A 25,091-nucleotide genomic window follows, 5' to 3' on the forward strand; every position below is an offset into this window, starting at 1 on the left:
ATTGCGACGCAATGAAAGCAGATCGCTCTGAGGTTGTCGATAGGGCTTTGGTCCAATCGACCGGTGGAGTACTAGGACGTTGGGGCGGACCCAATATCTTTGTCCACAGTGCCGATCGCGCGCTTGCCGGTCTGCTCATTGCCGAACGAAAACGTTCGCTTCCCCTGCGGCCTTCAAAAACGCCTTTCGAGCGGCACTTGCCTTCCTACGGCCCTCGAGAACAGCCAGGCAAGTCTCCTGAGCTTTCGCATATGCTTTTCCGCCCTTGTATGGCCATTGCGAGATCAGGACATGCGCCGCTTCAGCCGTGCTTGATATCGTCCTGTATTGGCCAAGCTTGCCGGTCTCAAATGTCACCGGCTCTTCCCATCGACCCGTTTCCATCCTGCACCTCACGCGAAACAAAGCAGGGTTGAACTGTAATTTCGCGTCCTCAACGACGCCGCCGTTGGGTTGTTCCGGCAACTGCGCACCAGGTGCATCGTCCGATCGCGGCGGCTCAGGCCGCAAAGTAGGTCAAGAGTATAATGAGGAACGCCGCAGCATTGATCGCCGCTGCTGCGAACATTGCCCACATGGCCTGTGTCTTCCAGGCAAGGATGGCGACGACGATACCCACGGCAGAAACGGCATAGGCCAGGCTCATAGAGAGTTCACAATCGGCGCCGGCCGGTCGGTGAACTTCGAACGGTTGATGTCGCGGCTGACGCGATGCATCTGCATCTGGCCATCGAGATGGTGCGCCAAAATGCCCTTGAGGTCATTGACTGGCGTGGCCGGATTTAGCCAGGCATCGAACTCGTCTGGCGCCAGAATGATCGGCATCCGGTCATGGATCTGGCTGATGGGTGACACGGCCGGCGCCGTTATGATCGTGCAGCTGGTGACCGGTGCCTCCATCCTGGTGTTGTGCGCCCACAGGCCAGCAAATGCGTATGGGGCACCGCCGGGCATCTGGATCAGCCAAGGATCCTTGCCGCCGTCGAGAGCTTTCGTCCATTCATAGAAGCCGTCGGCCGGGATGAGGCAGCGTTTCGTCTTGAAGGCCTCGCGAAAAGCCGGCGAGGAATCGACCGTCTCGATGCGCGCATTGAACATAGCCGCTTTCGGCATATCCTTGGCCCAGTGTGGCACCAGCCACCACCGGCCGTCGTCAACGGTCTGATTGCCCTCATCGTCCAGGCGGACGAACGGCACGGTTTGGGTCGGCGCTACATTGAAGCGCGCCTCGGTGTTTCTCGACTTGATGTTCTCAGTGAGGCGGTAGAGCGCGACCAGTTCGCGCCATGGCAGCATTTGCGTGAAGCGACCGCACATGTTCCCTCGGCCTAGAGCTTGAGCTTGTGGATGGAGGCAGCCACCTCCTCGTTATACCGCATCGACAGGATATGATGGTCCGCCAAGGAAGCAAGAGCCACGCAGGTCTCGCCCTCATCCCATCCCGCTCGAATTGCACGCCAAACCAATTCCTGAAATGCCGTTTCCAATGCCTGCTCGCAGAGCAGGAAACGGTCTTCATCACGCTCGCTTGAGCTAGGTCCCCGAATGTCCATGGCCGCCTCCGATCGAGGAGATAGGGCGGCTCAGGCGTTCGGCAAGGCTCCACCGGTGCGGACCGAACCCGGCTCTTTGTACGGGTAGTGCGGCCAGCACCACCAGCGGACGGGCTCGCCTCTGGAGCGGGCCATGCCGTAGCCGCCCCACTCATCGCAGCCGGTGTGCTCGCAGTAATGCTCATCGGGAGCGTGCGGGTGAGTGTCTGTGTGCTCTGTAGCCATGTCGGCGGTGTATGCGAGTCTAGACACCGGGTCACCTCGCCAGCTTGAAAATGCCGATTTCGATCTTCATGCCAGTTCTTCCGGCCTGCCTGCATGCCCGGCATGAAAGCTTTTCCGCGACGGTCTGAAGTGGGTGTCCAAACCACTTTTTCAGCTTCTGATCATAGCGATCGACCTCCGCCCGATACCCGCAAGAACAGCGGGCGATCAGCCCGTACCATTGTGGTAGTTCTGCAAGCGTCACTTGCTGGGCGCTGGCCCACCCCGATTTATCGGGTATCCCGCTCGGGGCGACGACATCACGAATGAGATAATTGCCGTTCGTCTGGGCGAGGTACTTGCCCGGATACTTCTCGATCGCCTGCTTCCAAGCATCTACAACCACGCCGCTGATGGCCGTCTTCACGGCGTATCCCAGGAACTTCCCGTTCTCGCTCTCCCATACCTGGATTTCATAGTTGTCCTCGTCGGGAAGGCCATCCGTCGTCTTCGGGCCGCCTAGCTTTCCATTCGTTGGGCTCGTATCTCTGGGCGGAGGTGTCTTCTTGTAGCGCATCGGAGCGGCCGAAGGTCAGTCGCGATCCGCCCGCGGCCGCCAGCCCCGGGTGAAGCCGGCGCCCATGGCCCGGCCAGCGAGATCGAGCTGCCAGCGGAGATAGGCGCAGTCCGCAATAAGGAAAGCGATTGCTGCGCGGGCATCGCCGTTGTGCCAGGCGAGGGCTTCATCAATGGCGCTCATAGTTTCAGGTCGCGTTTCGAGTGGGCGCACGTCGTCGTTCTCCTGTGTCTATGCCACAGCAGGCATTTCCAACCGGTCTGGCGGGTTTCTTAGGCTTATGTTCCTATTATGTTCCGCTTCGGGCGGCTGTCAATGGCTTTAGCCAGACTTACCCATCTCAATGATGTCTTTCACGTTAGGCGGTGCGATCTCAGCATGACCGCTACCGTCTACCGGCCGGAAGAGGGCATTCAATGCGATCGCCAACTCCGGCGTTGTGCCACTCTGTTCGTGGACCAGGGCGCTATAGGTGGTGGCAATGGTCCCACGCAGCTGAGCATCGGCTTGCAGGGACAGGTTCTGTACAATGATGCGACTGACGTGGCGAAGGAGCCAAGCGAAGGCAAGTGTCGGGAGCGTTATGAAGGCCAGTGGCACAAGCGCCAGTAGACCGGGGTTCTCACGCTCGCCGACTATGGTCTGGTAGGCTTCGCTGACGAGGCCGACGCCCCAGTGAGTCAGCCAGTACACGCCGCCCGCAAGCGCGAGGACGAAGATTACACCAAACCAAATAGCGGTGGTGCGATGGGATTTAGCTTTCTCTGTCCAGTACTTTGTGGGCGCTTCAAGCACTAGGCGGTCACGGACCTGCTCTTCGAGTTCGGCAACTCGCGCCTTGGAGAAATCAAGCTCCGACTGCAACATGGCACGAAAATGGTCTGCCGTCTTCTCACCTACCTGTATTTGCGCATCGTGCTCCAAATCGAACCGGTTCTTGGAGAACTCGTAAAGCTCATCGATCTGAATACGTTGGCTTTCGCTCTCTTCTGCTGCCATCTGCGTCCGAGCCACTAGTTCGTCGAACATCTTCCTTTCGGCAGTGCTGGTCCGATCCTCTGCGACCGCAGTCAACACGGCTCCCAAACCAGACATGAGAACGGACGAAGGGATGTGTAAATTGATGAGATGCGCGGCCAGATTACCGACCTTCAAATTCAACACTGACGCAGAAAGGCACATAAGTGCACCTGGATACAACTGCGGCTGCTCGTCATAGATTTTCGACAGCAAAATGCCCTGCCGGCCCTGCGAGATTACAACACCGCGTGACTCAACGAATTCCAAGGCGGAACGGCCCGGTGTCTCCCTCATCGCCTCCTGTAAGATATTGGTCGTGAGTAACGGGAGGAACTGCAACTGATGCCGCGCGTCGGGGAAGTAGGGATTAAGTGTTTGAGCCCCTCGCTCTTCCCACCAAGCGATCTCGGATTGCAACCATCGACGCACTTCTTCTTCTGAGTTGAACCGCTTGGAAAACCTTTGGGAAGGTGCCTTCAATGTGATCGGGAAACCGTCACCCTTCGTCTCCACCGGCATTTGAGCTCCTCAACGGGTCCGAAAATGAACGCTCACAGATTACTGTCCCTAGAGGAACGCTGTTAAACTACGCAGTTTCTTCTCAAGCTCATCCACCTTCTTCGCGGCCTTGGCGATGTCACCATCACTCAATGCCTTCTTGATATCGCGCACCTCTGACTGCAAAACGTTGTTGATGCCGATCCTAACATAATCATTGCTCATCCGGTTCTCCCTTTGCAACTCAACGGTGGCACGACCCAGGTCGGTCGTCAACTTCCGCTTCGCACCTGCGGCCACCCGCGCCCCATAGCGATGGTGGCAATGCGCAGGCGCTCTTCGATTGCATCCCGCTCAGCGAGCACAGTGCGAATGGCCTCCAGCGCGTCCCATTCGTGCAGGGCAAGCACCTGAAAAGCCTCATCCTTGTCGTTGCGCAGTTCGGGCTTCACTGAAGTCGGAGCTCCAGCTGGCGCTTGGACCTGAGGACGTACAGGGGTTTCGCCGACGCCGCTGCCTTTCGCTGGAGCTCAGCGCGGTTCGCCAGTTGGCGCTCACGCAGCGCGCGGCTGGCAGCGATGGTTTCGAGAGCCTTCTCGATGGCATCTGTTTGCATGACGACCTCCGTTGTGTTCTCTATATGTTCTCATTCGGATGTGCCGGTGTCAAGGAGGTTGCGGCCTGCGCCGACACCGGTTGCTTGAATATCGTCAATTCTTTGGGTTAACGGGCTGATTGCTTTGGTGCTATCACGCTGCCGGCCGAATTGAGGGATAGAGGTGATCTCATGAAGTATGAAACTGGGATGCAAATTGTTTATGACGTTCTAAATAAGGGCATCTTGGTTGAATTCCGCGGGCAACCACATTATTTTCCGGGCCCTTTCAAGACCCAGAAACAGGCGGTGAGCGCCGGGGAAGCGCTGTGCCGTGAGTTGGGCTGGGGGAAATCAGACGGCATGTGAGGTGGTGCTCGGCGCCTACAACCGACGCCTCCCACCGTGCCAGTCATTGACACGCGCCATCTCTTCCCGGCCGGCGTCCGTTACGGTCCATGTCCGATCGCCATGGGGGTCCTTGCTGCCTTCCTTGAGCGCGCCTTTTCCGGCCAGCTCCTTCATCGTGAAATCCGTTGCGCGTGGTACTTCGACACTCGTCCGGACGTCGGGATGTTCCACCATGTAACGAAGCGCGCCGAGGCATCGAGCGTTCAGGCCCAGTTGGGGTCTGCGTTCATTTCGACGCTGCTGCCGCCCCTTCCATTCGCTGAGTTTGTCCTCGCCATCCGGAGCGGCCACCTGAAAACCGGCCGTGATTCCGAGATAGCCGTCGTAGAACCGGCGAACTAACAGTGTTGGTCTGCCATCGTGTAGCGGGTCGATTCTAGGGAAGCCCTGCCGCTCGAGCATGGGGATGACCACCTTCACATACATCGCAGCGCGCTCCTTTCCGACGACCGCTACGGCGATCTCCCGGTCAGTGGCGAAAAGCGGGAGCTTCGAGAGTAGGTCGGTCATCGATGTTCCCACTTGTTCATCGCCTGCGCCGCCAACTCCCGCTGGCCGCCGAGGTAGTGGGCGTGAAGGATGGCGTCGATGTCTTTCGGAGAATGACCAGTGATCGCGCCGATTTCCGCGATCGAACACCCAGCGAGCGCCAGACGGGTCACGGTCGTCCCCCTGAGGTCATGGAATGTCAGTCCTTCTACACCAGAGGCCGTGATTGCCTTGCGCCAGCTGGTGTTGAATCCGGCCTCCGTCCAAGGCTTTCCCCTTGAGTTGCAGAGCACAGCCGGGCACGGCCGGGGGATCGTCTCCAGCGCAGCGCGGACAGCACTCGAGGCGGGTATTGCGACCCGCCTGCCGGTCTTGCTCTGTTTTAATCGGAAGCTGGCGCCGTCATAGGCTGCCCACTTCAGCGCCAATAGATCGCCCTTGCGCTGGCCAGTCCACAAGGCGAGCAGAAGGGCTAAGCGAAGTTCTTGTCCGGCGACGGCATTGAAAGCCGCGATATCGGCGTCTGTCCAAATGCTCTCTCGCCGATCGGCCCGGTAGAGACGGCCACCGCGTTCTGCAATATTGCGGGAAAGCATCCCGCGGTCCTTTCCGAAGGAGAGAACGCGCGAAAGGACGCTCCAGGCGAAGTCCGCCTTTCGTGGGGTGTCGGCCATGGTATCGCGCCAGGACTTAAATCGTCCGCGAGTTTGCATGGCCTCCAGGTCGCCGAACGTCAGAGAACCGAATTCGTCGCGGATTATGTCCAGATACCCCGTGTAATGGCGCCTTGTCTGAGGCCGTTTAGATCGGAACTCCGACGAACGGAGATAGCTAGTGATCAGCCCGTGGAGCGTCTCGGGGTTCGGGTAGCGTAGTCTGTCGTGCGCTGCGTCGAACGCTGCTTGCAGGCCGACGTCACCCGGCTGCATCGGCTCGCCCTTCTTGTTCTTTAAAAGCGGCCCTTTTCGCCACGCGTAGCAGTAGTAGATGGTCTTGCCGCTGGCTAAGGTCTTTTTGACCTTCATCAGGCCCTTAAGAGGAGCCCGCATTTTCCTTCATCCACTTCTCATATGGGTCTTCGTTGTCATTCGCGCCCAACCCGCTGATCTCGTCGAGCTTAGCGTCGATCGCTCGCTTCTCCCACTTCCGCATGCCTGGGATTGACGGTGGCATTATATGACTGGCCACCCACATCGAAAAGCATGTCGGCGTGATGCCGCAGTATGCGGCCGCCTCTGCGCGGCTGATGAGACGGGGATTATCGGTCATTTCTTCGACCGCAGTAAGCGAATGACAGCGGCGGTGCTGTCGATACGTCCGCGTCTTTTACCTCTCGGAGCGCTCTCTGGCTCCATAAGCTTCGGGAGGTCCGAAATAAGCAGGAAGCAATCCCTGCCGAGCTTCTTGGCTATTCCGATCCGCCGCGCCTTCTCCCAGATAGTTCGAGCCGAAACCGCGACACCACTTGAGGCTTGAATTCTCCGCGCTGCCTCAGTCGGGGTAATAACTTGATCGAGTAAGGTGGGTGCTTCATCCATATCGTCACCAAATCCACGTTAGGAGGCTTGCCGCCGGCACGGATGCCGACCGCGTTGTCAGGTCTCCTCTTCGTGGTAATGCGGGTAGTGAGGCCGCAGTTGGAGGATAAATCGCTGCCGGCCCTAGTCAACCACCTTCAAGCGCGGATTAAAAAAAGCCGGCCTATTGGCCGGCTTTACTGATTCCAGAGACGGAAATGTCAGGCAGCCTTCTTAGCGGCCGTCGTTTTGTTGATCGCCGTCACGGCGAGGTTCGTCAGCTTGTTGTTCGTCGCCTTCTCCTGGTCGAGGATCTCGCTGAGGAGCTTGTGCGCCTCGTCGTGGCCGAGATCCTTCGCCCATTCACGAAGCGAGCCATAGCGCGCAATCTCGTAGTGCTCGACAGCCTGACAAGCTGCGAGAAGGCCGGCATCAAGAGCGGTTCCCTCAGCCTCTTCCATGAGGCCGTCGGCTTCTTTGATCAGGCCCTCGATGGCATCGCACTTCTCGCCGGAAGCCTTCTTGCCGATCGATTTGAAGACCTGTTCCAACTTTTTGATCTGGTCCTTGGTCTCCGCAAGGTGCTCTTCGGCCGCCTTCTTCAACTCGGCGCTCTTCGCTGCCTTGGCGACCTTCGGTAGCGCCTTGGTGATCGCGTTCTCCGCATAGTAGACGTCCTGCAGTGTGTGCTCGAAAATATCAGCCAGATTTTTCATGATGATCTCCTCGGTGTCGAATGGCGGGGAGATAATGCGCATTGCTGGCCATAGTTCCGTTAAGGCTGCCGATCCCTGAGGCGCACGCCAGGACCGTTGCCGTTCTGGTCGATGAAGATCACGCCGGCCTCGGTAAGGGCAGCCTGGATGGCGGTGATGGTGCGGGGCATAAGCTCCTCGCCGCGCTCGAGGCGGGACACGGTATCGACGGACACTTCAGCGAGCTTTGCTAATTCTCTCACGCCGAGACCCAGCGCGGCGCGCGCCATTTTGCACTGAACTGCATTCATCGTGACACCGTACCGATTTCCTGTTGACGTACCGATAATGTTCGGATATCAGTACGGTATACCGATTTCAGAACAGACGCAACGGAGGCCGCCATGCCGAAGCAGAACGTACCTAACAGTTCGTTAAAGAACGGAAACAACCCGAAGACCATCGCCCGCTATCTGGCGCACGTTCGCGGCCCGAATCCGGCGCGCTTCCGCGTCGGCGACAACGTGACTTTTGTGAAGATGGACGATCAGAACTGGCCGCTGCTGATCCTCGATATCCGCGGCAATGATTTCGACGTCGTCTGTTATGATGGCAACCCGCATCTGGTTCGCCTGACAATGGCCGACCTCAATGCGCTGCGCGTCATCCGGATTGAGGAATGCGGTTGCGAGGCCGTCGACATGTACCGCGCGCTGGTCGGTCTGGACATTGAGGGCGAGGTGGCGGCATGAACATTCAGCGCCACAAAATCGAGAAGGCCATCGACGTGCTGATCGCCCTCCTGGATGCCGCTGACGGCGATCCGGACCTTGAGCCCTCGCTGGGCTATAATCCTTACGGCAGCAACGACGCCGAAGGCGACGACGAGCGTGAAGACGACCCCGCTGAGAGGGGGATCGCCGACTACGACGGTCTTATCGAGCAGGGATTCGGCAATCTCTGGGGAGACACAGTGCAATGACCCCGACCCCTATGACCTACCTCGACCTGTACGAGCCCGGCACGATCGTCCGCCTGAAGAACGGGACGACCTTCACGGCCGGCAAGTTCTGGCCTGAGCTTCCCGGCGTCGATCTGATGGACGATGGCAGGCGGCTCCTTACGGTCAGCGAGCAGTGGCTCAAGGATAACGTCGAGAGCATCCGCTTTCCGGCAGAACCGCCGAAGCGCTCGGCGCCTGCCGAGCAGCGCCATAACTCTCGTCCCGTTCGATACATAGACGGGAGCTTCTGATCCTTCGCCCCTGTACCCGCGCGGGACTTCTAGCCCGATAGCGGTAACGGATGATGCGAGTTCGAATCTCGCCAGGGGCTCCAAGTCACCAGAAGGCCAGCGGGGCATATCCGCCGCACCACCCGGATAACAACGCCTAGACATGCGTTGCCCGCTGGCCATTTCATTGCCCATTGCGGCCGATCACCCAACGCCGCTCGCTTCATACCACGGAGCGGGCGGTTCTTCCTTTGCGGCATCTGCGCGGACTGCTGCCCCAACCGCCTGAAATCATTCGGCTGATTTTTAAGAAGAACTGAAAATCCAGTTATGGGGTGTCCCCAGTTTTGGGGACACGTTACCCTACCATCCGCAACGCCGCTTCCATATCGGGACAGGCCAGCCGCGTCTGCCCGCCGTCGCCTCGACTACCTGTTTAAACTCAAGGCGCTTCGTCGCGTGTGTAAAACATCCGAGCCGACGCTTCGATAATCGACCTGTGCTTATCCGGATTCAAATGCCCGGCGGGGAAAGTCTCGAAAAGATACCGCGCAAAGCTTTGCTTGTTTTCCTCAGAGGCGTCGAACCATGGCTGAGATGTGATCTCGTCAAAAACTTGCTTCAGCGCTCCAAGCTCATCTGGTTCGAAGGCGGTTTTGGAAGAGAAGTACCCCATACATACCTCCTGAAGTTTATTGCGGCCAACAAATTATCTCGCTATCCGCGAACCTTCAAGTCCGCTGTCGCCGACACGCGGAACATCTGCTTATCGCCTCGGAGGACTTGGCCACGCAACTTCTATTGCCACGCGTATCGAGCTAACCGCTCGGTTCTTCGAGAAGCGCCTGCACGACTACGTCTCGGAACACGGCTCTACCCATCCGGACACCGGGCGGGCGGTTTTGCCAGGAACATCTTCAGGGCGCCAGCGTTGCGTCTCCCTAACAGGAGACTCACCATGAACCAGATTATCTACATCGTCGGGCTTGTCGTCATCGTGGTCGCTATTCTGTCCTTCTTCGGCCTCAGGTGATCGCCATGATCGATGAGAGAGAACGCCGGATCAAAGCGAGGGCATTTGAGCTCTGGCAGAAAGAAGGGTCGCTCGATGGCCGCAGTCTCGGTCACTGGCTTCAGGCTGAGCGGGAAATCGATGAAGAGGCGGACGAATCTGTTGCCGAGGACAAAACAGAGGTAGTTGGCCTGGCCGCGGCCGTTAACCCTCACTGAGGTTCGACTCCACTATCAACCCTGCTTGATTTCAAAAGTGGGGAGGATTTGTGGGGAAAGAAACGCCCGTTATCGGATTTCTCAACGATAACGGGCGCTTACTTTTCAATCTGGCTCCCCGGGCCGGATTCGAACCGGCGACCTGTCGATTAACAGTCGAATGCTCTACCGCTGAGCTACCAGGGATCATCCGCTCGCTGCGGAGTGAGCGCGTAATACAAACGCCTGATCGATTTGCCAAGCGCTTTTTGACAAAAAAATGCAATGGGCTTGATTGATTGTGGAGAAGTCTCCAACTGGGGTGAGGAAGAGCCCTGATATTCCGGGCTTTACAAGAAAATGAGCCGTGAATGTCCGTGCGAAAATCCAACATGCATTTCGGGATCGATCCCAGGACACGGCAGATCGTCATCGGTTCGCTCAGGATCAAATTGCCGGAATCACGCTGGCTACGCACGCTTATCGGTGTGCTTTTGATGATTGGCGGCCTGCTGGGCTTCCTGCCGGTGCTCGGATTCTGGATGCTGCCGCTCGGCCTGCTCGTGCTTTCCCATGATTCCCATTTCGTGCGCCGGCAGCGCCGCCGCCTCGCCGTGTGGTGGGCGACACGAAAGATGCGACGTGACGGCCGCCGGCAGCCTTGATTGCCTCTCCCATACGAACCTGCTCTAAACGCGAAGCTGGTTCGTGATGGGGGAAATGATGGAATTGCTTTTGAAGGGTGTCCTGATCGGGACGGGCGCCACGCTCCTGATGGATATATGGGCGATCCTGCTGTGGAAGGTCTTTCGCCAGCCGCGGCCCAATTGGACGCCCGTCGGGCGCTGGTTCTGGCATCTGAAGAACGGAACCGTCTTTCACGACGATATAGGTCGATCTGCGCCTTATGAACACGAGCTGGCACTGGGATGGATCGGCCATTATGCCGTCGGTATCCTTTACGGCGTGATGCTCGTGCTGATTGTCGGGCCGACTTGGCTTGCCGCGCCGACGTTCCTGCCGGCGTGGATCTGGGGCGTCGTCACGGTGGCTGCGGGGTGGTTCCTATTGCAGCCGGGCCTCGGCATCGGCGTTGCCGCTTCGAGGCTGCCGAATGCCAACACGGTGCGGATCTTCAACCTGCTCGCCCATACGGTCTTCGGACTGGGGCTTTATACAACGGCGCTGTTTTTGCGCTGAAACGTCAAAACGCCACCGCGGCCGAGGGCTACGGTGGCGTTTTGTCTTATTACTCTTACCGGGCTGCGGCGACGCCGAGAATCAGGCCTGATGCGACGCTCAGCAGAAGATAGGTGTTGTCGACCTTCACCCACTGCTGGCCGCGACCGGGCTTGCGCAGACCGTGGCGGTGGTAGTCACGCACGGGAGGACGGCGCTTCCAGTCGGAATAGCGCTGGCCCTTGCTCCAGTGGTGCCGCTTCTTCTTGTAGTCGTTCTTCTTCCAGGAGGAGGAATAGCCCGGCTTGCGATCATGGCCATGCTGCTGCGCCTGCGCCATCGGTGCGGCCGCGAAGGACAGGGCGACGGCGGCGAGAAGAGTGCGGGTGAAGAGCTTCATGTGAACGTTTCCTCGTTGTTGATGAGGAGACCCTATTGCGGACAGGATGAACGAAAACTGAATGCAAACATTACATTCCTGTAAGGAAAACAATATATTAGATTGGTCTTTTTCATTCGCTACATTGGCAGCGTCAAGCCGGGCAGGGCAGCCACGTCCTGCCGCGACGGCTCCAGGAGCCGTCTCAATGAAAAAAGCAAGACAATCGCAGCGAAGCCCCTTGCGCGCACTCTCAATTCGTTCTAAACGCCCGGCACCACTCGCTTTATAGCAAACGGACGGCCTCGTGGCGGAGTGGTTACGCAGAGGACTGCAAATCCTTGCACCCCGGTTCGATTCCGGGCGAGGCCTCCACTCTCTTCCCCAAATGTATCGATAGGTGACGGTCGTCGTGCGACCTATTTTGCCGACGGGCCGGAACGTTTCCCCGGTCGATGGATTTTCTTCGGGTCATTACCTCAAAGGAGAGACCCCATGAAATCGCTGTCCGACATTTTCGAACATACGCTGCAGGACGTCTACTACGCTGAGAATGCCATCACCAAGGCTTTGCCAAAGGTGGCCAAGGCCGCGGGAAGCGCGGAGCTTCGCAAGGCCGCCGAGGACCATCTTGCGGAAACCAAGGAGCAGATCAAGAAGCTGGAGCAGGTCTTCAAATCGATCGGCAAGACGGCATCCGGCGAGAAGTGTGATGCCATCGAAGGGCTGATCAAGGAGGCCGACGGTCTCATGAAGGACGCCAAGGGCACCGCGCTCGATGCCGGACTGCTGGCCGCGTGCCAAGCCGTGGAGCATTACGAGATCGCCCGGTACGGGTCGCTGAGGGAATGGGCCAAGGACCTCGGCCATGACGAGGCGCACAAGATCCTGAGCGAAATCCTCGACCAGGAAAAAGCGACGAACAACAAGCTCACCAACCTTGCCGTCACCGCCATCAACAAGACGACGGCAAAAGCCAAGGCCGCCTGAACGGTTAAGTGGTAGATCAAGGTAGTATTTATGAGAGGCACGCCGCTGGGCGTGCCTCTCATGCGTTTACTGCGCCGCAGCGCCTTCCAGGCCGACTAGGGCGATCTTGCCGTAGCCCGCCGCGCGCAGCAGGTTCATCACATCCATGACGCTGCCATAGTCTACGCTCTTGTCGGCGCGCAGCAGGATGCGCGTATCCTTGTTGGCTTCGGTCACCGCATCGAGTTCGGGACCGAAATTATCCCGCGCGATCTCGCCGTTGCCGATGGAGACCGTGAGGTCCTTCTTCAGTGTCATGAAGACCGGCTTGTCTTCCCGCGGTGTCGGCTGGGCGACGGAGGAGGGCAGGTCGACATTGATATCGACGGTGGCCAGCGGGGCCGCGACCATGAAGATGATGAGCAGCACGAGCATGACGTCGATGAATGGCGTCACGTTGATTTCGCTGTTCTCCTCGAGGTCGTCGCCGCCGCCTTCCTTGATCTTGCTGGCCATGACGTTACCCGACCTTCGCGATGGTGCCTGCGGCGCGCTGGGCGTGCTGGCGGTGGGCGCGGCGCACATCGAGATCGCGGCTGGCAAGCCGTTCGATCGCGGCCGAGGCGTCGCCCAGCTTCTGGCGATAGCCGGTGATGGCGCGGGCGAGGAAGTTGTAGATCACAACGGCCGGGATAGCGGCGACAAGGCCGATGGCGGTCGCCAGCAGTGCCTCGGCAATGCCGGGCGCTACGATGGCGAGGTTCGTGGTCTGCGCCTTCGAGATTCCGATGAAGGAGTTCATGATGCCCCAGACCGTGCCGAACAGGCCGACGAAGGGGGCCGTCGAACCGATGGTCGCAAGCAGGCCCGTTCCCTTGGCGATGCTGCGGCCGGCATGGATTTCCATGCGGGAGAGACGCGACGCGATGCGCTCCTTCACGCCGCCGTCGGAGACATGGTCGAGAACGCCTTCCGACGCGCTCATTTCCGCGCGTGCCGCCTGCGTCATGCGGCCGACGATGCCGCGCCCGACGGCCGCTTCGCCATCAACGAGGCCACGTGCGGCGACAAGTTCGCGAACGGCAAGGCTTGCCGAGCGCTGAGCTGCACCGAGTTCGGCCAGTTTCACAAGCAGCACAGTCCAGGTGACGACGGAGGCGAAGGCAAGGCCGAGCATCACGCCCTTCACCACGATATCCGCCGCCATGAACATGCCCCAGGGCGACAGATCGTGCGGCAGGCCGGCCTGTCGCTCGTCATCCGCCGCCTCGTCTGCATCGAGCGCGTCGAGTTCGGTGGCGGCCTCGACCGAATTATCTGTTGTCGCCGGTTGTGAGGTGGTTTGCGTTGTAACCGCCGGCGTGGAGCCTTCGCTCTGGCCGGCCTCCGGCTGGCCTTCCGTCTGGACCGTCGGGGTCTGTGCCTGCGCCAGAACGATATGCGGGGCGGTGATCGCCATCAGGATGATCGCGAATAGCAGTCGAGACCGTTTCAGCACGGCGTATTCCTCTTGCGTCTTCAAGTTCAAGAGCCCGGGAAGGGCGAGGGCACGGCGCAGGCGCCGTAAAACATGAGTGTCCAATACGACATTTCCGGTGCTTGAAGCAATAATATGTTGACTGTTTTGTTCATGATAACCCGCCGCAATCCAAACCCTGAGGGTGCACTCGGGAAACGTCGCGGTTTTTGCGCGCAATCTCCTTGCGCCACTGGACACCCGGCCCGAAAGCGCACTAAGAGAACTGCGATGCATCCGGCACCGGACCGGGCCTTTGCGCCGGTTCACGCCGTCTCACTTCAAGGGCTAGAGATGATTGACTACAAAGCAGCGCGCACGAAGATGGTGGACAACCAGATCCGTACGACGGATGTGACGTCGCACGAAGTGCTTGACGCCTTCCTGACCGTTGCGCGCGAGGAGTTCGTGCCCGCGGCTGCAAAGCCGCTCGCCTATATCGACAACGACATTCAGCTGACGGCCGGCCGCTATCTGATGGAGCCGTCGCCTCTCGCCAAGCTTATTCAGCTCGCCGAGATCGCGGCAAGCGATGTGGTGCTGGAAGTGGGCTGCGGCACGGGTTACGCCTCGGCGATCCTGTCGCTGCTTGGCAGCTCCGTCGTGGCCCTCGAAAGCGATGCGGAACTTGCCGCGACCGCGACGGAAACGCTCGCGCGTCTCGGCTATGACAATGTCGCCGTCGTTGCCGGCGATCTCGAGGCCGGCCATGCGGCTGAAGCACCCTATGACGTGATCTTCGTGCACGGCGCTGTCGAATTCGTGCCGGAAGCGCTTTTCGCGCAGTTGCGCGACGGTGGCCGCCTCGTCGTCGTGGAAGGCTATGGTAATGCTTCGCAAGCTCGCCTCTATATCAAGGAAGGCGGTCGCGTTTCCGAACGCTATGCCTTCAATACGGCAGTCAAGCCGCTGCCCGGCTTCCGCAAGGCCAAGGATTTCGTTTTCTGACGAGACCCTTTCCGGAACAAGATTCGAGGAGCCCGCAGCAACCGCCGCGGGCTCTTTCTTTTGCCGGGCCGCAAGGCATTGCGCGGGCCACGGCCTTGGCAGGGTAAACAAATCTGTGCATCACTGGTGACACATGATTCGCGGCGATTTAGTTCGTCTGTGAACTCGCCTAGGGTCTTCAGCAGGTCCGGCATGCCACGTCTTGTGCGTCGCGCCCGCCGCGAGAGAACGGGGAAAAAAATGGCTCAGCCAAATGTAGCGCGTGAACCGTCCATGGATGAAATCCTGGCGTCCATCCGCAAGATCATCGAGAACAACGAGGCCCAGCCGGATCTCGCTCCCGATGCACAGGACGACGGTTTCGACATCACGACGGAAAGCCATTCCGCGCTGCCGGAACATCCCGCCATGATCGAGCGCTTCAGGATGGAAGAGCCGCGGCCGGCTCCGGTCGAGCCCGTGATTCGTCACAGCGAACCTGCACAGCCGGCGCTTTCTCTGGCCGACGTCGCCGCCCGTGTTCGTGCCGCCTCCGAGCGTCACGTCGCTGCGCACCGCGAGCCAGTCGAAAGCGAACCGGTCGTTCCGTCGCCTGTCTCCCGTGAGGAGAACCCGCTGGTCACGAGCCGCATGTCCGCAGGCGCCGGCCGGCTTCCGTCCGCCGAAGAGCCTGTTGCCCGCATGGAGCCCGTCGTTGAACCGGCACTCGCGCTGGTATCCGACCCTCAGCCGGCTCCGATCGAGACCCCTGACGTGCAGCCGGTCCAGCAGGAAGAGGCCGCCCCGACCGAGGTCAACAGGGACATTGCAGCGCTGGTGTCGCCGGCTGTCGGCGAACGTGTGGCGCTGTCCTTCGGCGCTCTTGCGCAGGCCGTCGATGCCGGCCCGCGCCGCTCCTTCGACGAGATTGCCGAGGACATGCTGCGCCCGATGCTCCAGGAATGGCTGGATGACAACCTGCCGACGCTGGTGGAGCGTCTCGTGCGCGAGGAAATCGAGCGGGTGGCGCGCGGCTCTCGCCGCTGATCGAAGACGCCGCTTCCGAAACAGGATACGATTTGAGCCGCACCGGACCCCCGGGGCGGCTTTTCTTCTGATATTGTTGACTTCATGCCGGCCATCCGGTTTACAAACTTCACCGATAAACAGCAGGCCACGCACGAAAATGCTTGAGAAAAATTACGATTCCGCAGCGGTCGAGCCGCGCATTGCCAAGGCATGGGAAGACGCGGATGCCTTCCGCGCCGGTGAGGGCGCCGAGCCCGGCGCCGAGACCTTCACCATCGTTATCCCGCCGCCGAACGTGACGGGCTCACTGCATATGGGCCATGCGCTGAACAACACGCTCCAGGACATCATGGTCCGCTTCGAGCGTATGCGCGGCAAGGACGTGTTGTGGCAGCCGGGCATGGACCATGCCGGTATCGCGACCCAGATGGTTGTCGAGCGCAAGCTCGCCGCCGAAAAGCTGCCGGGCCGTCGCGAGATGGGCCGCGAGGCCTTCATTGAGAAGGTCTGGGAATGGAAGGCGGAATCCGGCGGGCTGATCTTCAACCAGTTGAAGCGCCTCGGCGCCTCCTGCGACTGGTCGCGTGAGCGCTTCACCATGGATGAGGGCCTGTCGGAAGCCGTTCGCGAGGTCTTCGTTTCGCTTTACAAGGAAGGCCTGATCTATCGCGGCAAGCGTCTGGTCAACTGGGATCCCAAGTTCGAGACGGCGATTTCCGACCTTGAGGTCGAGAACAAGGAAGTCGACGGGCATATGTGGCACTTCAAGTACCCGCTGGCCGACGGGGCGACCTATACCTATGTCGAGAAGGACGCCGATGGTAACGTCGTCTTCCAGGAACAGCGCGACTATATCTCCATTGCCACGACGCGCCCCGAAACCATGCTGGGTGACGGCGCCGTCGCGGTTCATCCGACGGATGAACGCTATGCGCCGATCGTCGGCAAGCTCTGCGAGATCCCGGTCGGTCCGAAGGAACATCGCCGTCTGATACCCATCATCACGGACGAATATCCGGAAAAGGATTTCGGCTCGGGTGCGGTCAAGATCACCGGCGCGCACGACTTCAATGACTATCAGGTTGCCCGCCGCAACAACATTCCGCTGTATCGCCTGATGGATACCCGCGCGGACATGCGCGCCGATGGCGAACCCTATGCCGTCTATGCGGCGCAGGCGCTGGACATTGCGCGCACGGGTGCGGTTCCCACCGAGGCCGAGGTTGATGACATCAACCTCGTTCCCGACGAGTATCGCGGCCTGGACCGCTACGAAGCGCGCAAGCGCATCGTCGATGCGATCAATGCCGAGGGGCTTGCGGTCACCGTGAAGGATGCCGAAGGCAACGACATTCCCTATGTCGAGAACAAGAAGATCATGCAGCCCTTCGGCGACCGCTCCGGCGTCGTCATCGAGCCGATGCTGACAGACCAGTGGTTCGCCGACGCCAAGACGCTGGCGGAGCCGGCCATTGCGTCCGTCCGCGAGGGGCGCACCAACTTCGTTCCAAAGAATTGGGAAAAGACCTATTTCGACTGGATGGAAAACATCGAGCCGTGGTGCATTTCGCGCCAGCTCTGGTGGGGTCACCAGATCCCGGCCTGGTACGGCCCGGACGGCCAGGTCTTCGTCGAAAAGACCGAAGAAGAGGCGCTTCACGCTGCCATCCAGCACTACATTGCCCATGAAGGGCCGTGGAAGGCGTGGGTCGAGGAAAAGCTGGAGAATTTCGCGCCGGGCGAGATCCTGACGCGGGACGAGGATGTGCTAGACACCTGGTTCTCTTCCGCGCTCTGGCCGTTTTCGACGCTCGGCTGGCCGGAACAGACGAAGGAACTGGAAAAGTACTACCAGACCGATGTTCTCGTCACTGGTTTCGACATCATCTTCTTCTGGGTTGCCCGCATGATGATGATGGGCCTGCATTTCATGAAGGACGGGGCCGGCAACCCGGTCGAGCCGTTCCACACGGTCTATGTTCACGCCCTCGTGCGCGACAAGAACGGGCAGAAGATGTCGAAGTCGAAAGGCAACGTCATCGACCCGCTCGAACTGATCGATGAATACGGTGCGGATGCGCTGCGCTTCACGCTTGCCATCATGGCGGCGCAGGGGCGCGATGTGAAGCTCGACCCGGCCCGGATCGCCGGCTACCGCAATTTCGGCACCAAGCTCTGGAACGCCACGCGCTTCGCCGAGATGAACGGCGTGGCGAGCGACCCGAAGTTCGTGCCGGAGACCGCATCGCTCACCATCAACCGCTGGATTCTGACGGAGCTCGCCCGCACGGCGCGGGATGTCACCGAGGCGATCGAGACCTACCGCTTCAACGATGCGGCAAGTTCGCTTTATCGCTTTGTCTGGAACCAGTTCTGCGACTGGTATCTCGAACTGCTGAAGCCCGTCTTCGGTGGCGAGGACGCGGCGGCCAAGGCCGAATCCCAGGCCTGCGCCGCCTATGTTCTGGAGGAGATCTACAAACTGCTCCATCCGTTCATGCCGTTCATGACGGAGGAACTATGGGCGCACACCGCCGGCGAGGGTAAGAGCCGCGACGGTCTCATCTGCCATGCGGACTGGCCGGCTCCCGCCTATGCCGACGAATCCGCTGCCGACGAGATCAACTGGCTGGTGGATCTCGTTTCCGGTATCCGTTCGGTGCGGGCAGAAATGAACGTGCCGCCGAGTGCGACGGCGCCGCTCGTCATGGTCGGCACCAGTGCGCAGACGAAGGGCCGGCTGGTCACGCACGATTCGGCCATCCGCCGTCTCGCACGCGTTTCAGAAATCCGGCTCGAGGATACGGCTCCGAAGGGTGCGGCCCAGATCGTCGTCGGCGAGGCCACGGCCTGCCTGCCGCTCGGCAGCCTGATCGATCTCGCAGTGGAAAAAGCCCGCCTCGAAAAAGCAATCGACAAGGCGAAGGCAGAGGCCACACGTATCGAAAGCAAGCTTTCGAACGAAAAGTTCGTCGCGAATGCCAAGCCGGAACTCGTGGAAGCGGAGCGGGAGCGCTTTGCGGAACTCGAGCAGCAACTCGCCAGCCTTGCCTTGGCGCTTTCGCGGGTCAGCGAAGCCGGCTGATTCCCGATTGCCTAACCTGCGAAACCGCGCCGAAACCTTTCGGCGCGGTTTTGTATTTGAGGGCGGGGCACAAAAGCCCCGCTGTATCAAAAATGTGACATCGCGCCTCTCAATGGAAACCGCCATCTCAATTTCAGGAATTATTAAGTGATTCTTGGAAAGATTTTCCGCGGGCCTCGTATGTTGAGGGGCTTCAGAAAAAACTTACGTAATTTTGCGACCTGCGCTGGAAAACACCGCGAAAAACTGGGGTTTGCCAAGTCGGATGTCGTCTTCGATAGTCTTGATGGACAGGCGTGTGCGAGGGGCACTTTCGGCACGTCGCTATTCGCAGGGGAGGAGCGCATGCGTAAGAAGAATTTCGGTCTCGGGGCCATGACAGCCGCCACGCTTTTGGCGGCCACATCCGCACAGGCAGGCGGCCTTGAACGGGGCGGCTACAATATCGACCTCCTGTTCGATCCTTCGGACTACGTCATCGATTCGTCCGTGACCTACGTCAATCCGCAGCGCAAGCTGAACAATGTGCAGGATACGGAATCCGCCGACGGTATAGACACCGGTCGTCCAAGCAATGGCATCCGCGCCACGGAAGGATATTGGGTTCCACGGATCGGGTTCAAGGCCGGCCTTGGTGAGGCAGTAGACTGCATGTTCGACTATTCGCAGCCTTGGGGCGCGCACCTTAATCAGGGTCGAAACTGGGTCGGTGCGAATGAAAACATCGAGACGAAGATCAAAAGCAACAATTATGCGACGACGTGCTCGTACTCTTTCGATGTCGGACCCGGCCAGTTGCGCATCATTGGTGGTGGCTTCTATCAGGAGGTCTCCGGCTTTCAGGATCGTCTTGTATTCGAGATGCCGACAGGGGCATCGATCAGTGGTGTCGGTCATCTCGGGCTGAAAGGCGATGGCTGGGGTTGGCGCGCTGGCATCGCTTATGAAATCGAAGAATACGCCCTGCGTACCAGCTTAGTCTATAATAGTGCCGTTGATCTCGATAACATCACCGGCACGCTCGACCTGACCCAGGTTCCAGGGGGCGTGAGCCCCGGGATTACAGGTTTAACGCATTCGGTCTTCGGCTCCGCGAGCATGCCTGACTCGCTTGAACTCAAGTTCCAGACCGGCGTCGCTCCAGGTTGGCTGGTCTTCGGCTCTGTCAAGTGGACGGACTGGAGTCAGCTGCAGAGCCTCCCGTTCTGCCCAACGGCGCTTCGTAGCGCTGGATGCTCCACCAGAACTCCAACCAACCCTTCGAATGAACTCACCTCGCTTGATCTCATGTACCGTGACGGCTGGACGATTTCGGGTGGTGTTGGACACAAGTTCAATGAGCAGTGGAGCGGTGCGGCCAGCCTGACATGGGATCGCGGTGTCAGCACCGGAATTGGCACGCATACGGATACCTGGACGCTCGGCGCGGGCGTTTCCTATACCCCGACGGAGAATATCGAGCTTCGCCTTAGCGGCGCCCTCGGGGTTCTGACCAGCGGTTCTTCCCGTCAAATCGTCAAAGACGGCCGGCCTTACGGCCAGCGCGCATCCTACGATTTCGACAACGACCTGGTTTCCGCCATCTCGACCTCCCTCAAGGTCAAGTTCTGATCTAAGCGAGAACTGCAAGACAAAAGGCCCGGCGTCATGCGCCGGGCCTTTTTTGTTCTGCAAGTCAGCCTCACCAAAAGAAGAAGGACCGGGGCGGCATAGCCGCCCCGGTCCTCTGTTCCCGCGTTACCCCGATGGATCAGGAGCAGCCGCTTGTTGCGCCGCAGGTGTCGCACTTCTCGCAGGTGCCGTTGCGCACCATGGTGAAGTTCTGGCACTCGGAGCACATGTTGCCGGTGTAGCCTTGAGCAATCGAGCGCATGCGGCGTTCGGCTTCGAGCTTCTTGGCATCGGCCTTCGCAGATGCCGCTTCGGCTGCGGCCTTGTCGGAGAAGAGGGCGGTTACGCTCTGTTCGGCTTCTCCGGCGACCTCTTCCGCGATCTCCTCGGCCAGGTCGGCCGCGCGCTCCTCGTAATCGCGCTTGAAGGCGACGATTTCGTTGGTGGAGATCGCCACGGTCGGCTCGATCTTGCGCGCGGCGCTGCCGGCGAAAGCCGTCACGTTGCCGGTCGCGGCTGCCTTTGCCGGAGCGGCAGTCGCCGCACCCTTCGGTTCGCCGAGCTGGCGCTCGCCCGACTGGCCGCCCTGAATGAGGGTCGGCTTATGGCCGCGCGTCCAGCCGGTCGAGAACGGGTTGGTCTTGCCTTCCTGAATGCCCTTGCCGAGCGCCGTGTTAGAGAAGTCCGACTGGTCGACATGCGCGAGGTCATGGCGGCCGAGATAGGACACGGCGAGTTCGCGGAACACGTAGTCGAGGATCGACGTCGCGTTCTTGATCGCGTCGTTGCCCTGGACCATGCCGGCCGGCTCGAACTTTGTGAAGGTGAAGGCTTCCACATATTCCTCCAGCGGCACACCGTACTGAAGACCCAGCGAGATGGCGATGGCGAAGTTGTTCATCATCGCCCGGAAGGCCGCGCCTTCCTTGTGCATATCGATGAAGATCTCGCCAAGGCGGCCGTCACCGAACTCGCCGGTGCGCAGATATACCTTGTGCCCGCCGACGACGGCCTTCTGGGTGTAGCCCTGGCGACGGTTCGGCAGCTTTTCGCGGTCGCGGACAACACGCTCGATGATGCGCTCGACGATCTTTTCCGTGACCGTGACGGCCTGTGCGGCAGCGGGGGCTGCAACCAGCGCCTCGATCGCGTCGTCCTCGTCCTCTTCATCCTCGATCAGCGAGGCGTTGAGCGGCTGGGAGAGCTTGGAGCCGTCGCGGTAGAGGGCGTTGGCCTTCAGCGCAAGCTTCCAAGAAAGCATGTAGGCGTTCTTGCAATCCTCGACGGTCGCCTCGTTCGGCATGTTGATCGTCTTGGAAATCGCGCCCGAGATGAACGGCTGGGCGGCCGCCATCATGCGGATGTGGCTTTCGACCGAAAGGTAGCGCTTGCCGATCTTGCCGCAGGGGTTGGCGCAATCGAAGACGGCGAGATGCTCGGCCTTGAGGAACGGCGCGCCTTCCAGCGTCATGGCACCGCAGACGTGGATGTTGGCGGCCTCGATCTCCTTCTTCGAGAAGCCGATATGCTCCAGAAGGTTGAAGGACATGTCGGACAGCTGTTCGTCGGTAACCCTGAGGGTTTCCTTGAGGAAGTCGGCGCCAAGCGTCCACTGGTTGAAGGCGAACTTGATGTCGAAGGCCGCCTTGAGGCCGGCGCTGACCGCTTCGATCTTCTCGTCGGTAAAGCCCTTTGCCTTCAGCGAGCCGGGGTTGACGGCCGGCGCCTGATTGAGGTTGCCGTGGCCGACGGCATAGGCCTCGATCTCGGCGATCTGGCTTTCGGAGTAGCCGAGCGTGCGCAGCGCTTCGGGAACGGCGCGGTTGATGATCTTGAAGTAACCGCCGCCGGCCAGCTTCTTGAACTTCACCAGCGCGAAGTCGGGCTCGATGCCGGTCGTGTCGCAGTCCATGACGAGGCCGATCGTGCCGGTCGGCGCGATAACGGTCGTCTGGGCATTGCGGTAGCCGTGCTTTTCACCGAGCGCGACGGCCTTGTCCCAGGCAGCCTTGGCATGAACGATCAGCGTCTGGTCCGGGCACTCGTCATGGATGAGGGCGACCGGGTTGACGGAGAGAGCCTCATAACCGGTGGTCTCGCCATAGGCGGCGCGGCGGTGGTTGCGCATGACGCGCAGCATGTTTTCGCGGTTCGGCCCGAAATTCGGGAACGGACCGAGCTCGCTCGCCATCTCGGCGGAGGTCGCATAAGAGACGCCCGTCATGATGGCGGTCAGTGCACCGGCGATGGCGCGGCCTTCCGTCGAGTCATACGGAATGCCGGAGGACATCAGCAGGCCGCCGATATTGGCGTAGCCGAGGCCGAGCGTGCGGTACTCGTAGGAGCGTTCCGCGATCTGGCGCGAGGGGAACTGCGCCATCATGACCGAGACTTCCAGCACGATGGTCCAGAGGCGCACGGCGTGTTCGTAATCGGCAATGTTGATGTTCTTGGTAACCGCATCCTTGAACTGAAGCAGGTTCAGCGAGGCGAGGTTGCAGGCGGTATCGTCGAGGAACATGTATTCCGAGCACGGGTTCGAGGCGCGGATCGGGCCCGCGGCCGGCGAGGTGTGCCAGTCGTTCATCGTCGTGTTGAAGTGCAGGCCCGGATCGGCGGACGCCCAGGCGGCGTAGGAGATCTGCTCCCAGAGGTCGCGGGCCTTCAGCGTCTTCATGACCTTGCCGTCCTTGCGGGCGGTCAGGTTCCAGTCGCCATCGTTTTCGACGGCGCGCAGGAAGTCGTCCTTGAGCGAGACGGAGTTGTTGGAGTTCTGGCCGGAGACCGTGAGGTAGGCTTCCGAATCCCAGTCCGTGTCGTAGGTCTTGAACTCAAGGTCCTTGTAGCCCTGCTTGGCGAACTGGATAACGCGCTTGATGTAGTTTTCCGGTACCTGGCTCTTCTTGGCGGCGCGGATTTCGCGCTTCAGCGCCGGGTTTTCCGCCGGGTCATAGCAACGGTCGCCTTCGGCCGAGCAGTTGACACAGGCCTTCATGATGGCCTTCAGATGACCGGCGACGATCTTGGAGCCGGTGACGAGGGCCGCGACCTTCTGCTCTTCCTTGACCTTCCAGTTGATGTAGGCCTCGATATCCGGATGGTCGATGTCGACCACGACCATCTTGGCCGCACGACGCGTCGTGCCGCCCGACTTGATAGCGCCGGCTGCCCGGTCGCCGATCTTCAGGAAGCTCATCAGGCCGGAGGAACGGCCGCCGCCCGACAGCTTTTCGCCTTCGCCGCGCAGATGCGAGAAGTTCGAGCCGGTGCCCGAGCCGTATTTGAAGAGGCGGGCTTCACGCACCCACAGGTCCATGATGCCGTTCTCGTTGACGAGATCGTCCTCGACGGACTGGATGAAGCAGGCATGCGGCTGGGGATGCTCGTAAGCCGACTTGGACTTGGTCAGCTTGCCGGTGAAGGGGTCGACATAGAAATGGCCCTGACCGGGGCCGTCGATGCCATAGGCCCAGTGCAGGCCGGTGTTGAACCACTGCGGCGAGTTCGGTGCGACGCGCTGGGTGGCGAGCATATAGGCCAGTTCGTCCTTGAAGGCGGCGGCGTCTTCCTCGGTTGCGAAGTACTTACCCTTCCAGCCCCAGTAGGTCCAGGTGCCGGCGAGACGGTCGAAGACCTGGCGCGCATCGGTTTCCGAGCCGAAGCGCTCACCCTCGGGGAGCGCCTTCAAGGCTTCGGCGTCCGGCACGGAGCGCCACAGGAACGACGGTACGTCGTTTTCCTCGACCTTCTTCAGGCGCGCGGGCACGCCAGCCTTGCGGAAGTACTTCTGGGCGAGGATGTCGGCTGCGACCTGGCTGAACTGCTGGGGCACATCGATATCGGCCAGCCGGAAGACGATGGATCCATCCGGGTTCTTGATCTCGCTGGTGGCCTTGCGGAACTCGATGTCCGCATAGGCCGATTGGCCCGGTTTGGTGAAACGACGTTCTATACGCATTGTCCGTTGTCCTCTGTGCCGCATCCTGTCGCAAAACAGGGCAAAAATAACCCCGCCAGGCCGCAATATCCCTGCAGCCAGCCCTGATCTTCCAGTCCGTATGGGAAACCCGATTTGATCTCGGGTATTCCTGTATCTTGTGCTTATTCTGGCTGCAAACGCTAAATATAGTATTAACAGTTTCTTTATGCCAGTGCTTCAGGGAACTTTGGCGCACCAGAAAAAGGACGCGAAAATACCCTTGTGGCGAGCGGACCTTCCGCCCGGCCACATGTGCATCCAACGCGATTTCGTGATGAGAACCGACCTCGTGACTTACGGTTCAGGCGCCGCCGCAACCTTGGTTCTCATTAACCCCATCTGCCTGATTCTCGTCAAGGGCTGGTTTGTGAACGAAGTTTGAACCCTATATCTTGTGCCATGCGGCTGTGGAAAAT

General features: G+C 60.0%; 31 protein-coding genes and 3 tRNA genes. 14 read left to right on the plus strand and 20 right to left on the minus strand.

Going from position 1 to position 25,091, the window contains the following annotated elements:
- Nucleotides 1-135 precede the first annotated feature (135 nt).
- The 10 genes from MNR02_RS22960 to MNR02_RS08765 form a co-directional block, all read right to left on the minus strand.
- Complete coding sequence (locus MNR02_RS22960; RefSeq protein WP_370340515.1) at nucleotides 136-384, minus strand: DUF982 domain-containing protein; 249 nt, start codon at nucleotides 382-384, stop codon at nucleotides 136-138.
- 115 nt (nucleotides 385-499) lie between these two features.
- Nucleotides 500-646: a hypothetical protein gene (locus MNR02_RS08725; RefSeq protein WP_241946534.1), complete on the minus strand. Its 147-nt coding sequence runs from the start codon at nucleotides 644-646 to the stop codon at nucleotides 500-502.
- Complete coding sequence (locus MNR02_RS08730) at nucleotides 643-1,296, minus strand: SOS response-associated peptidase (protein ID WP_241946535.1); 654 nt, start codon at nucleotides 1,294-1,296, stop codon at nucleotides 643-645. Before MNR02_RS08730 ends, MNR02_RS08725 begins: the two co-directional genes overlap by 4 nt.
- Nucleotides 1,297-1,328: 32 nt before the next feature.
- Entirely contained in the window at nucleotides 1,329-1,553 is a 225-nt protein-coding gene (locus MNR02_RS08735; RefSeq protein ID WP_241946536.1) for a hypothetical protein, read from the minus strand.
- A 256-nt stretch (nucleotides 1,554-1,809) separates the two neighbouring features.
- Nucleotides 1,810-2,334, minus strand: coding sequence for a hypothetical protein (locus MNR02_RS08740; protein ID WP_241946537.1), 525 nt, complete (start codon nucleotides 2,332-2,334; stop codon nucleotides 1,810-1,812).
- A 15-nt stretch (nucleotides 2,335-2,349) separates the two neighbouring features.
- Entirely contained in the window at nucleotides 2,350-2,517 is a 168-nt protein-coding gene (locus tag MNR02_RS08745; RefSeq protein ID WP_241946538.1) for a hypothetical protein, read from the minus strand.
- A gap of 138 nt (nucleotides 2,518-2,655) precedes the next feature.
- On the minus strand, nucleotides 2,656-3,873 hold the full coding sequence (locus MNR02_RS08750) for a DUF6161 domain-containing protein (protein WP_241946539.1): 1,218 nt from the start codon (nucleotides 3,871-3,873) through the stop codon (nucleotides 2,656-2,658).
- A gap of 48 nt (nucleotides 3,874-3,921) precedes the next feature.
- A complete protein-coding gene (locus MNR02_RS08755) occupies nucleotides 3,922-4,128 on the minus strand; it encodes a hypothetical protein (RefSeq protein ID WP_241946540.1) in 207 nt (68 codons plus the stop codon).
- Nucleotides 4,125-4,304: a hypothetical protein gene (locus MNR02_RS08760; RefSeq protein WP_241946541.1), complete on the minus strand. Its 180-nt coding sequence runs from the start codon at nucleotides 4,302-4,304 to the stop codon at nucleotides 4,125-4,127. Before MNR02_RS08760 ends, MNR02_RS08755 begins: the two co-directional genes overlap by 4 nt.
- On the minus strand, nucleotides 4,301-4,468 hold the full coding sequence (locus tag MNR02_RS08765; RefSeq protein ID WP_241946542.1) for a hypothetical protein: 168 nt from the start codon (nucleotides 4,466-4,468) through the stop codon (nucleotides 4,301-4,303). The genes MNR02_RS08760 and MNR02_RS08765 overlap by 4 nt, the downstream gene beginning before the upstream one ends.
- A 171-nt stretch (nucleotides 4,469-4,639) precedes the next feature.
- Between MNR02_RS08765 and MNR02_RS08770 the strand changes: the two genes are divergently transcribed.
- Complete coding sequence (locus tag MNR02_RS08770) at nucleotides 4,640-4,816, plus strand: hypothetical protein (RefSeq protein WP_241946543.1); 177 nt, start codon at nucleotides 4,640-4,642, stop codon at nucleotides 4,814-4,816.
- 15 nt (nucleotides 4,817-4,831) lie between these two features.
- On the opposite strand, the gene MNR02_RS08775 is transcribed toward MNR02_RS08770, so the two are convergent.
- The 4 genes from MNR02_RS08775 to MNR02_RS08790 all read right to left on the minus strand — a co-directional run bounded on the left by MNR02_RS08775 (nucleotide 4,832) and on the right by MNR02_RS08790 (nucleotide 7,870).
- Nucleotides 4,832-5,368, minus strand: a complete 537-nt coding sequence (locus MNR02_RS08775) for a hypothetical protein (protein ID WP_241946544.1) — start codon at nucleotides 5,366-5,368, stop codon at nucleotides 4,832-4,834.
- On the minus strand, nucleotides 5,365-6,372 hold the full coding sequence (locus MNR02_RS08780) for a tyrosine-type recombinase/integrase (RefSeq protein WP_241946545.1): 1,008 nt from the start codon (nucleotides 6,370-6,372) through the stop codon (nucleotides 5,365-5,367). Before MNR02_RS08780 ends, MNR02_RS08775 begins: the two co-directional genes overlap by 4 nt.
- 713 nt (nucleotides 6,373-7,085) lie before the next feature.
- Nucleotides 7,086-7,580, minus strand: a complete 495-nt coding sequence (locus MNR02_RS08785; RefSeq protein ID WP_241946546.1) for a ferritin-like domain-containing protein — start codon at nucleotides 7,578-7,580, stop codon at nucleotides 7,086-7,088.
- Nucleotides 7,581-7,639: 59 nt separating this feature from the next.
- The gene (locus MNR02_RS08790) at nucleotides 7,640-7,870 is read right to left on the minus strand and encodes a helix-turn-helix transcriptional regulator (RefSeq protein WP_241946547.1); all 231 of its coding nucleotides are present in this window, start codon (nucleotides 7,868-7,870) and stop codon (nucleotides 7,640-7,642) included.
- Nucleotides 7,871-7,963: 93 nt separating this feature from the next.
- Here MNR02_RS08790 and MNR02_RS08795 point away from each other — a divergent pair, with 93 nt between their 5' ends.
- From MNR02_RS08795 to MNR02_RS08810, 4 genes are all read left to right on the plus strand, one after another.
- On the plus strand, nucleotides 7,964-8,311 hold the full coding sequence (locus MNR02_RS08795; protein ID WP_241946548.1) for a hypothetical protein: 348 nt from the start codon (nucleotides 7,964-7,966) through the stop codon (nucleotides 8,309-8,311).
- The gene (locus MNR02_RS08800) at nucleotides 8,308-8,541 is read left to right on the plus strand and encodes a hypothetical protein (RefSeq protein ID WP_241946549.1); all 234 of its coding nucleotides are present in this window, start codon (nucleotides 8,308-8,310) and stop codon (nucleotides 8,539-8,541) included. Before MNR02_RS08795 ends, MNR02_RS08800 begins: the two co-directional genes overlap by 4 nt.
- Complete coding sequence (locus MNR02_RS08805; protein ID WP_241946550.1) at nucleotides 8,538-8,813, plus strand: hypothetical protein; 276 nt, start codon at nucleotides 8,538-8,540, stop codon at nucleotides 8,811-8,813. The genes MNR02_RS08800 and MNR02_RS08805 overlap by 4 nt, the downstream gene beginning before the upstream one ends.
- Before the next feature lie 6 nt (nucleotides 8,814-8,819).
- A tRNA-OTHER gene (locus MNR02_RS08810) sits at nucleotides 8,820-8,896 on the plus strand.
- Nucleotides 8,897-9,234: 338 nt separating this feature from the next.
- On the opposite strand, the gene MNR02_RS08815 is transcribed toward MNR02_RS08810, so the two are convergent.
- Nucleotides 9,235-9,468: a hypothetical protein gene (locus MNR02_RS08815; RefSeq protein ID WP_241946551.1), complete on the minus strand. Its 234-nt coding sequence runs from the start codon at nucleotides 9,466-9,468 to the stop codon at nucleotides 9,235-9,237.
- Between the two features lie 362 nt (nucleotides 9,469-9,830).
- Here MNR02_RS08815 and MNR02_RS08820 point away from each other — a divergent pair, with 362 nt between their 5' ends.
- Nucleotides 9,831-10,022: a DUF2934 domain-containing protein gene (locus MNR02_RS08820; protein WP_241946552.1), complete on the plus strand. Its 192-nt coding sequence runs from the start codon at nucleotides 9,831-9,833 to the stop codon at nucleotides 10,020-10,022.
- A gap of 111 nt (nucleotides 10,023-10,133) precedes the next feature.
- Here the strand turns inward: MNR02_RS08820 and MNR02_RS08825 are convergent.
- A tRNA-Asn gene (locus tag MNR02_RS08825) sits at nucleotides 10,134-10,208 on the minus strand.
- A 164-nt stretch (nucleotides 10,209-10,372) separates the two neighbouring features.
- Between MNR02_RS08825 and MNR02_RS08830 the strand changes: the two genes are divergently transcribed.
- Both MNR02_RS08830 and MNR02_RS08835 read left to right on the plus strand, forming a co-directional pair.
- Nucleotides 10,373-10,666, plus strand: coding sequence for a hypothetical protein (locus MNR02_RS08830; protein WP_241595678.1), 294 nt, complete (start codon nucleotides 10,373-10,375; stop codon nucleotides 10,664-10,666).
- Nucleotides 10,667-10,721: 55 nt separating this feature from the next.
- Nucleotides 10,722-11,201 carry a DUF2938 domain-containing protein gene (locus MNR02_RS08835; protein WP_241946553.1) on the plus strand — a complete coding sequence of 160 codons (480 nt, stop codon included), beginning with the start codon at nucleotides 10,722-10,724 and terminating at the stop codon, nucleotides 11,199-11,201.
- A 55-nt stretch (nucleotides 11,202-11,256) separates the two neighbouring features.
- On the opposite strand, the gene MNR02_RS08840 is transcribed toward MNR02_RS08835, so the two are convergent.
- Entirely contained in the window at nucleotides 11,257-11,580 is a 324-nt protein-coding gene (locus MNR02_RS08840; RefSeq protein WP_241595682.1) for an RcnB family protein, read from the minus strand.
- Between the two features lie 280 nt (nucleotides 11,581-11,860).
- Between MNR02_RS08840 and MNR02_RS08845 the strand changes: the two genes are divergently transcribed.
- A tRNA-Cys gene (locus tag MNR02_RS08845) sits at nucleotides 11,861-11,934 on the plus strand.
- Between the two features lie 120 nt (nucleotides 11,935-12,054).
- Nucleotides 12,055-12,549, plus strand: a complete 495-nt coding sequence (locus tag MNR02_RS08850) for a ferritin-like domain-containing protein (RefSeq protein WP_241595684.1) — start codon at nucleotides 12,055-12,057, stop codon at nucleotides 12,547-12,549.
- Nucleotides 12,550-12,615: 66 nt separating this feature from the next.
- Here the strand turns inward: MNR02_RS08850 and exbD are convergent, their stop codons facing one another.
- Together exbD and exbB are read right to left on the minus strand one after the other, a co-directional pair.
- Entirely contained in the window at nucleotides 12,616-13,044 is a 429-nt protein-coding gene (exbD, locus tag MNR02_RS08855; protein ID WP_241595687.1) for a TonB system transport protein ExbD, read from the minus strand.
- Nucleotides 13,045-13,048: 4 nt separating this feature from the next.
- Complete coding sequence (gene exbB, locus MNR02_RS08860; RefSeq protein WP_371746742.1) at nucleotides 13,049-14,023, minus strand: tonB-system energizer ExbB; 975 nt, start codon at nucleotides 14,021-14,023, stop codon at nucleotides 13,049-13,051.
- 318 nt (nucleotides 14,024-14,341) lie between these two features.
- Here exbB and MNR02_RS08865 point away from each other — a divergent pair, with 318 nt between their 5' ends.
- From MNR02_RS08865 to MNR02_RS08880, 4 genes are all read left to right on the plus strand, one after another.
- On the plus strand, nucleotides 14,342-14,992 hold the full coding sequence (locus MNR02_RS08865; protein WP_241948847.1) for a protein-L-isoaspartate O-methyltransferase: 651 nt from the start codon (nucleotides 14,342-14,344) through the stop codon (nucleotides 14,990-14,992).
- A 240-nt stretch (nucleotides 14,993-15,232) separates the two neighbouring features.
- Complete coding sequence (locus tag MNR02_RS08870; RefSeq protein WP_241946555.1) at nucleotides 15,233-16,018, plus strand: PopZ family protein; 786 nt, start codon at nucleotides 15,233-15,235, stop codon at nucleotides 16,016-16,018.
- Between the two features lie 139 nt (nucleotides 16,019-16,157).
- The gene (locus MNR02_RS08875) at nucleotides 16,158-19,085 is read left to right on the plus strand and encodes a valine--tRNA ligase (RefSeq protein WP_241946556.1); all 2,928 of its coding nucleotides are present in this window, start codon (nucleotides 16,158-16,160) and stop codon (nucleotides 19,083-19,085) included.
- 345 nt (nucleotides 19,086-19,430) lie between these two features.
- Nucleotides 19,431-20,696, plus strand: a complete 1,266-nt coding sequence (locus tag MNR02_RS08880; protein ID WP_241946557.1) for an OmpP1/FadL family transporter — start codon at nucleotides 19,431-19,433, stop codon at nucleotides 20,694-20,696.
- Between the two features lie 139 nt (nucleotides 20,697-20,835).
- Here MNR02_RS08880 and MNR02_RS08885 read toward each other — a convergent pair whose 3' ends face one another.
- Complete coding sequence (locus tag MNR02_RS08885) at nucleotides 20,836-24,654, minus strand: vitamin B12-dependent ribonucleotide reductase (RefSeq protein ID WP_241946558.1); 3,819 nt, start codon at nucleotides 24,652-24,654, stop codon at nucleotides 20,836-20,838.
- Nucleotides 24,655-25,091 lie beyond the last annotated feature (437 nt).

Source organism: Shinella sp. H4-D48, assembly GCF_022637395.1.
In the GTDB taxonomy this organism is placed as follows: Bacteria; Pseudomonadota; Alphaproteobacteria; order Rhizobiales; family Rhizobiaceae; genus Shinella; species Shinella sedimenti.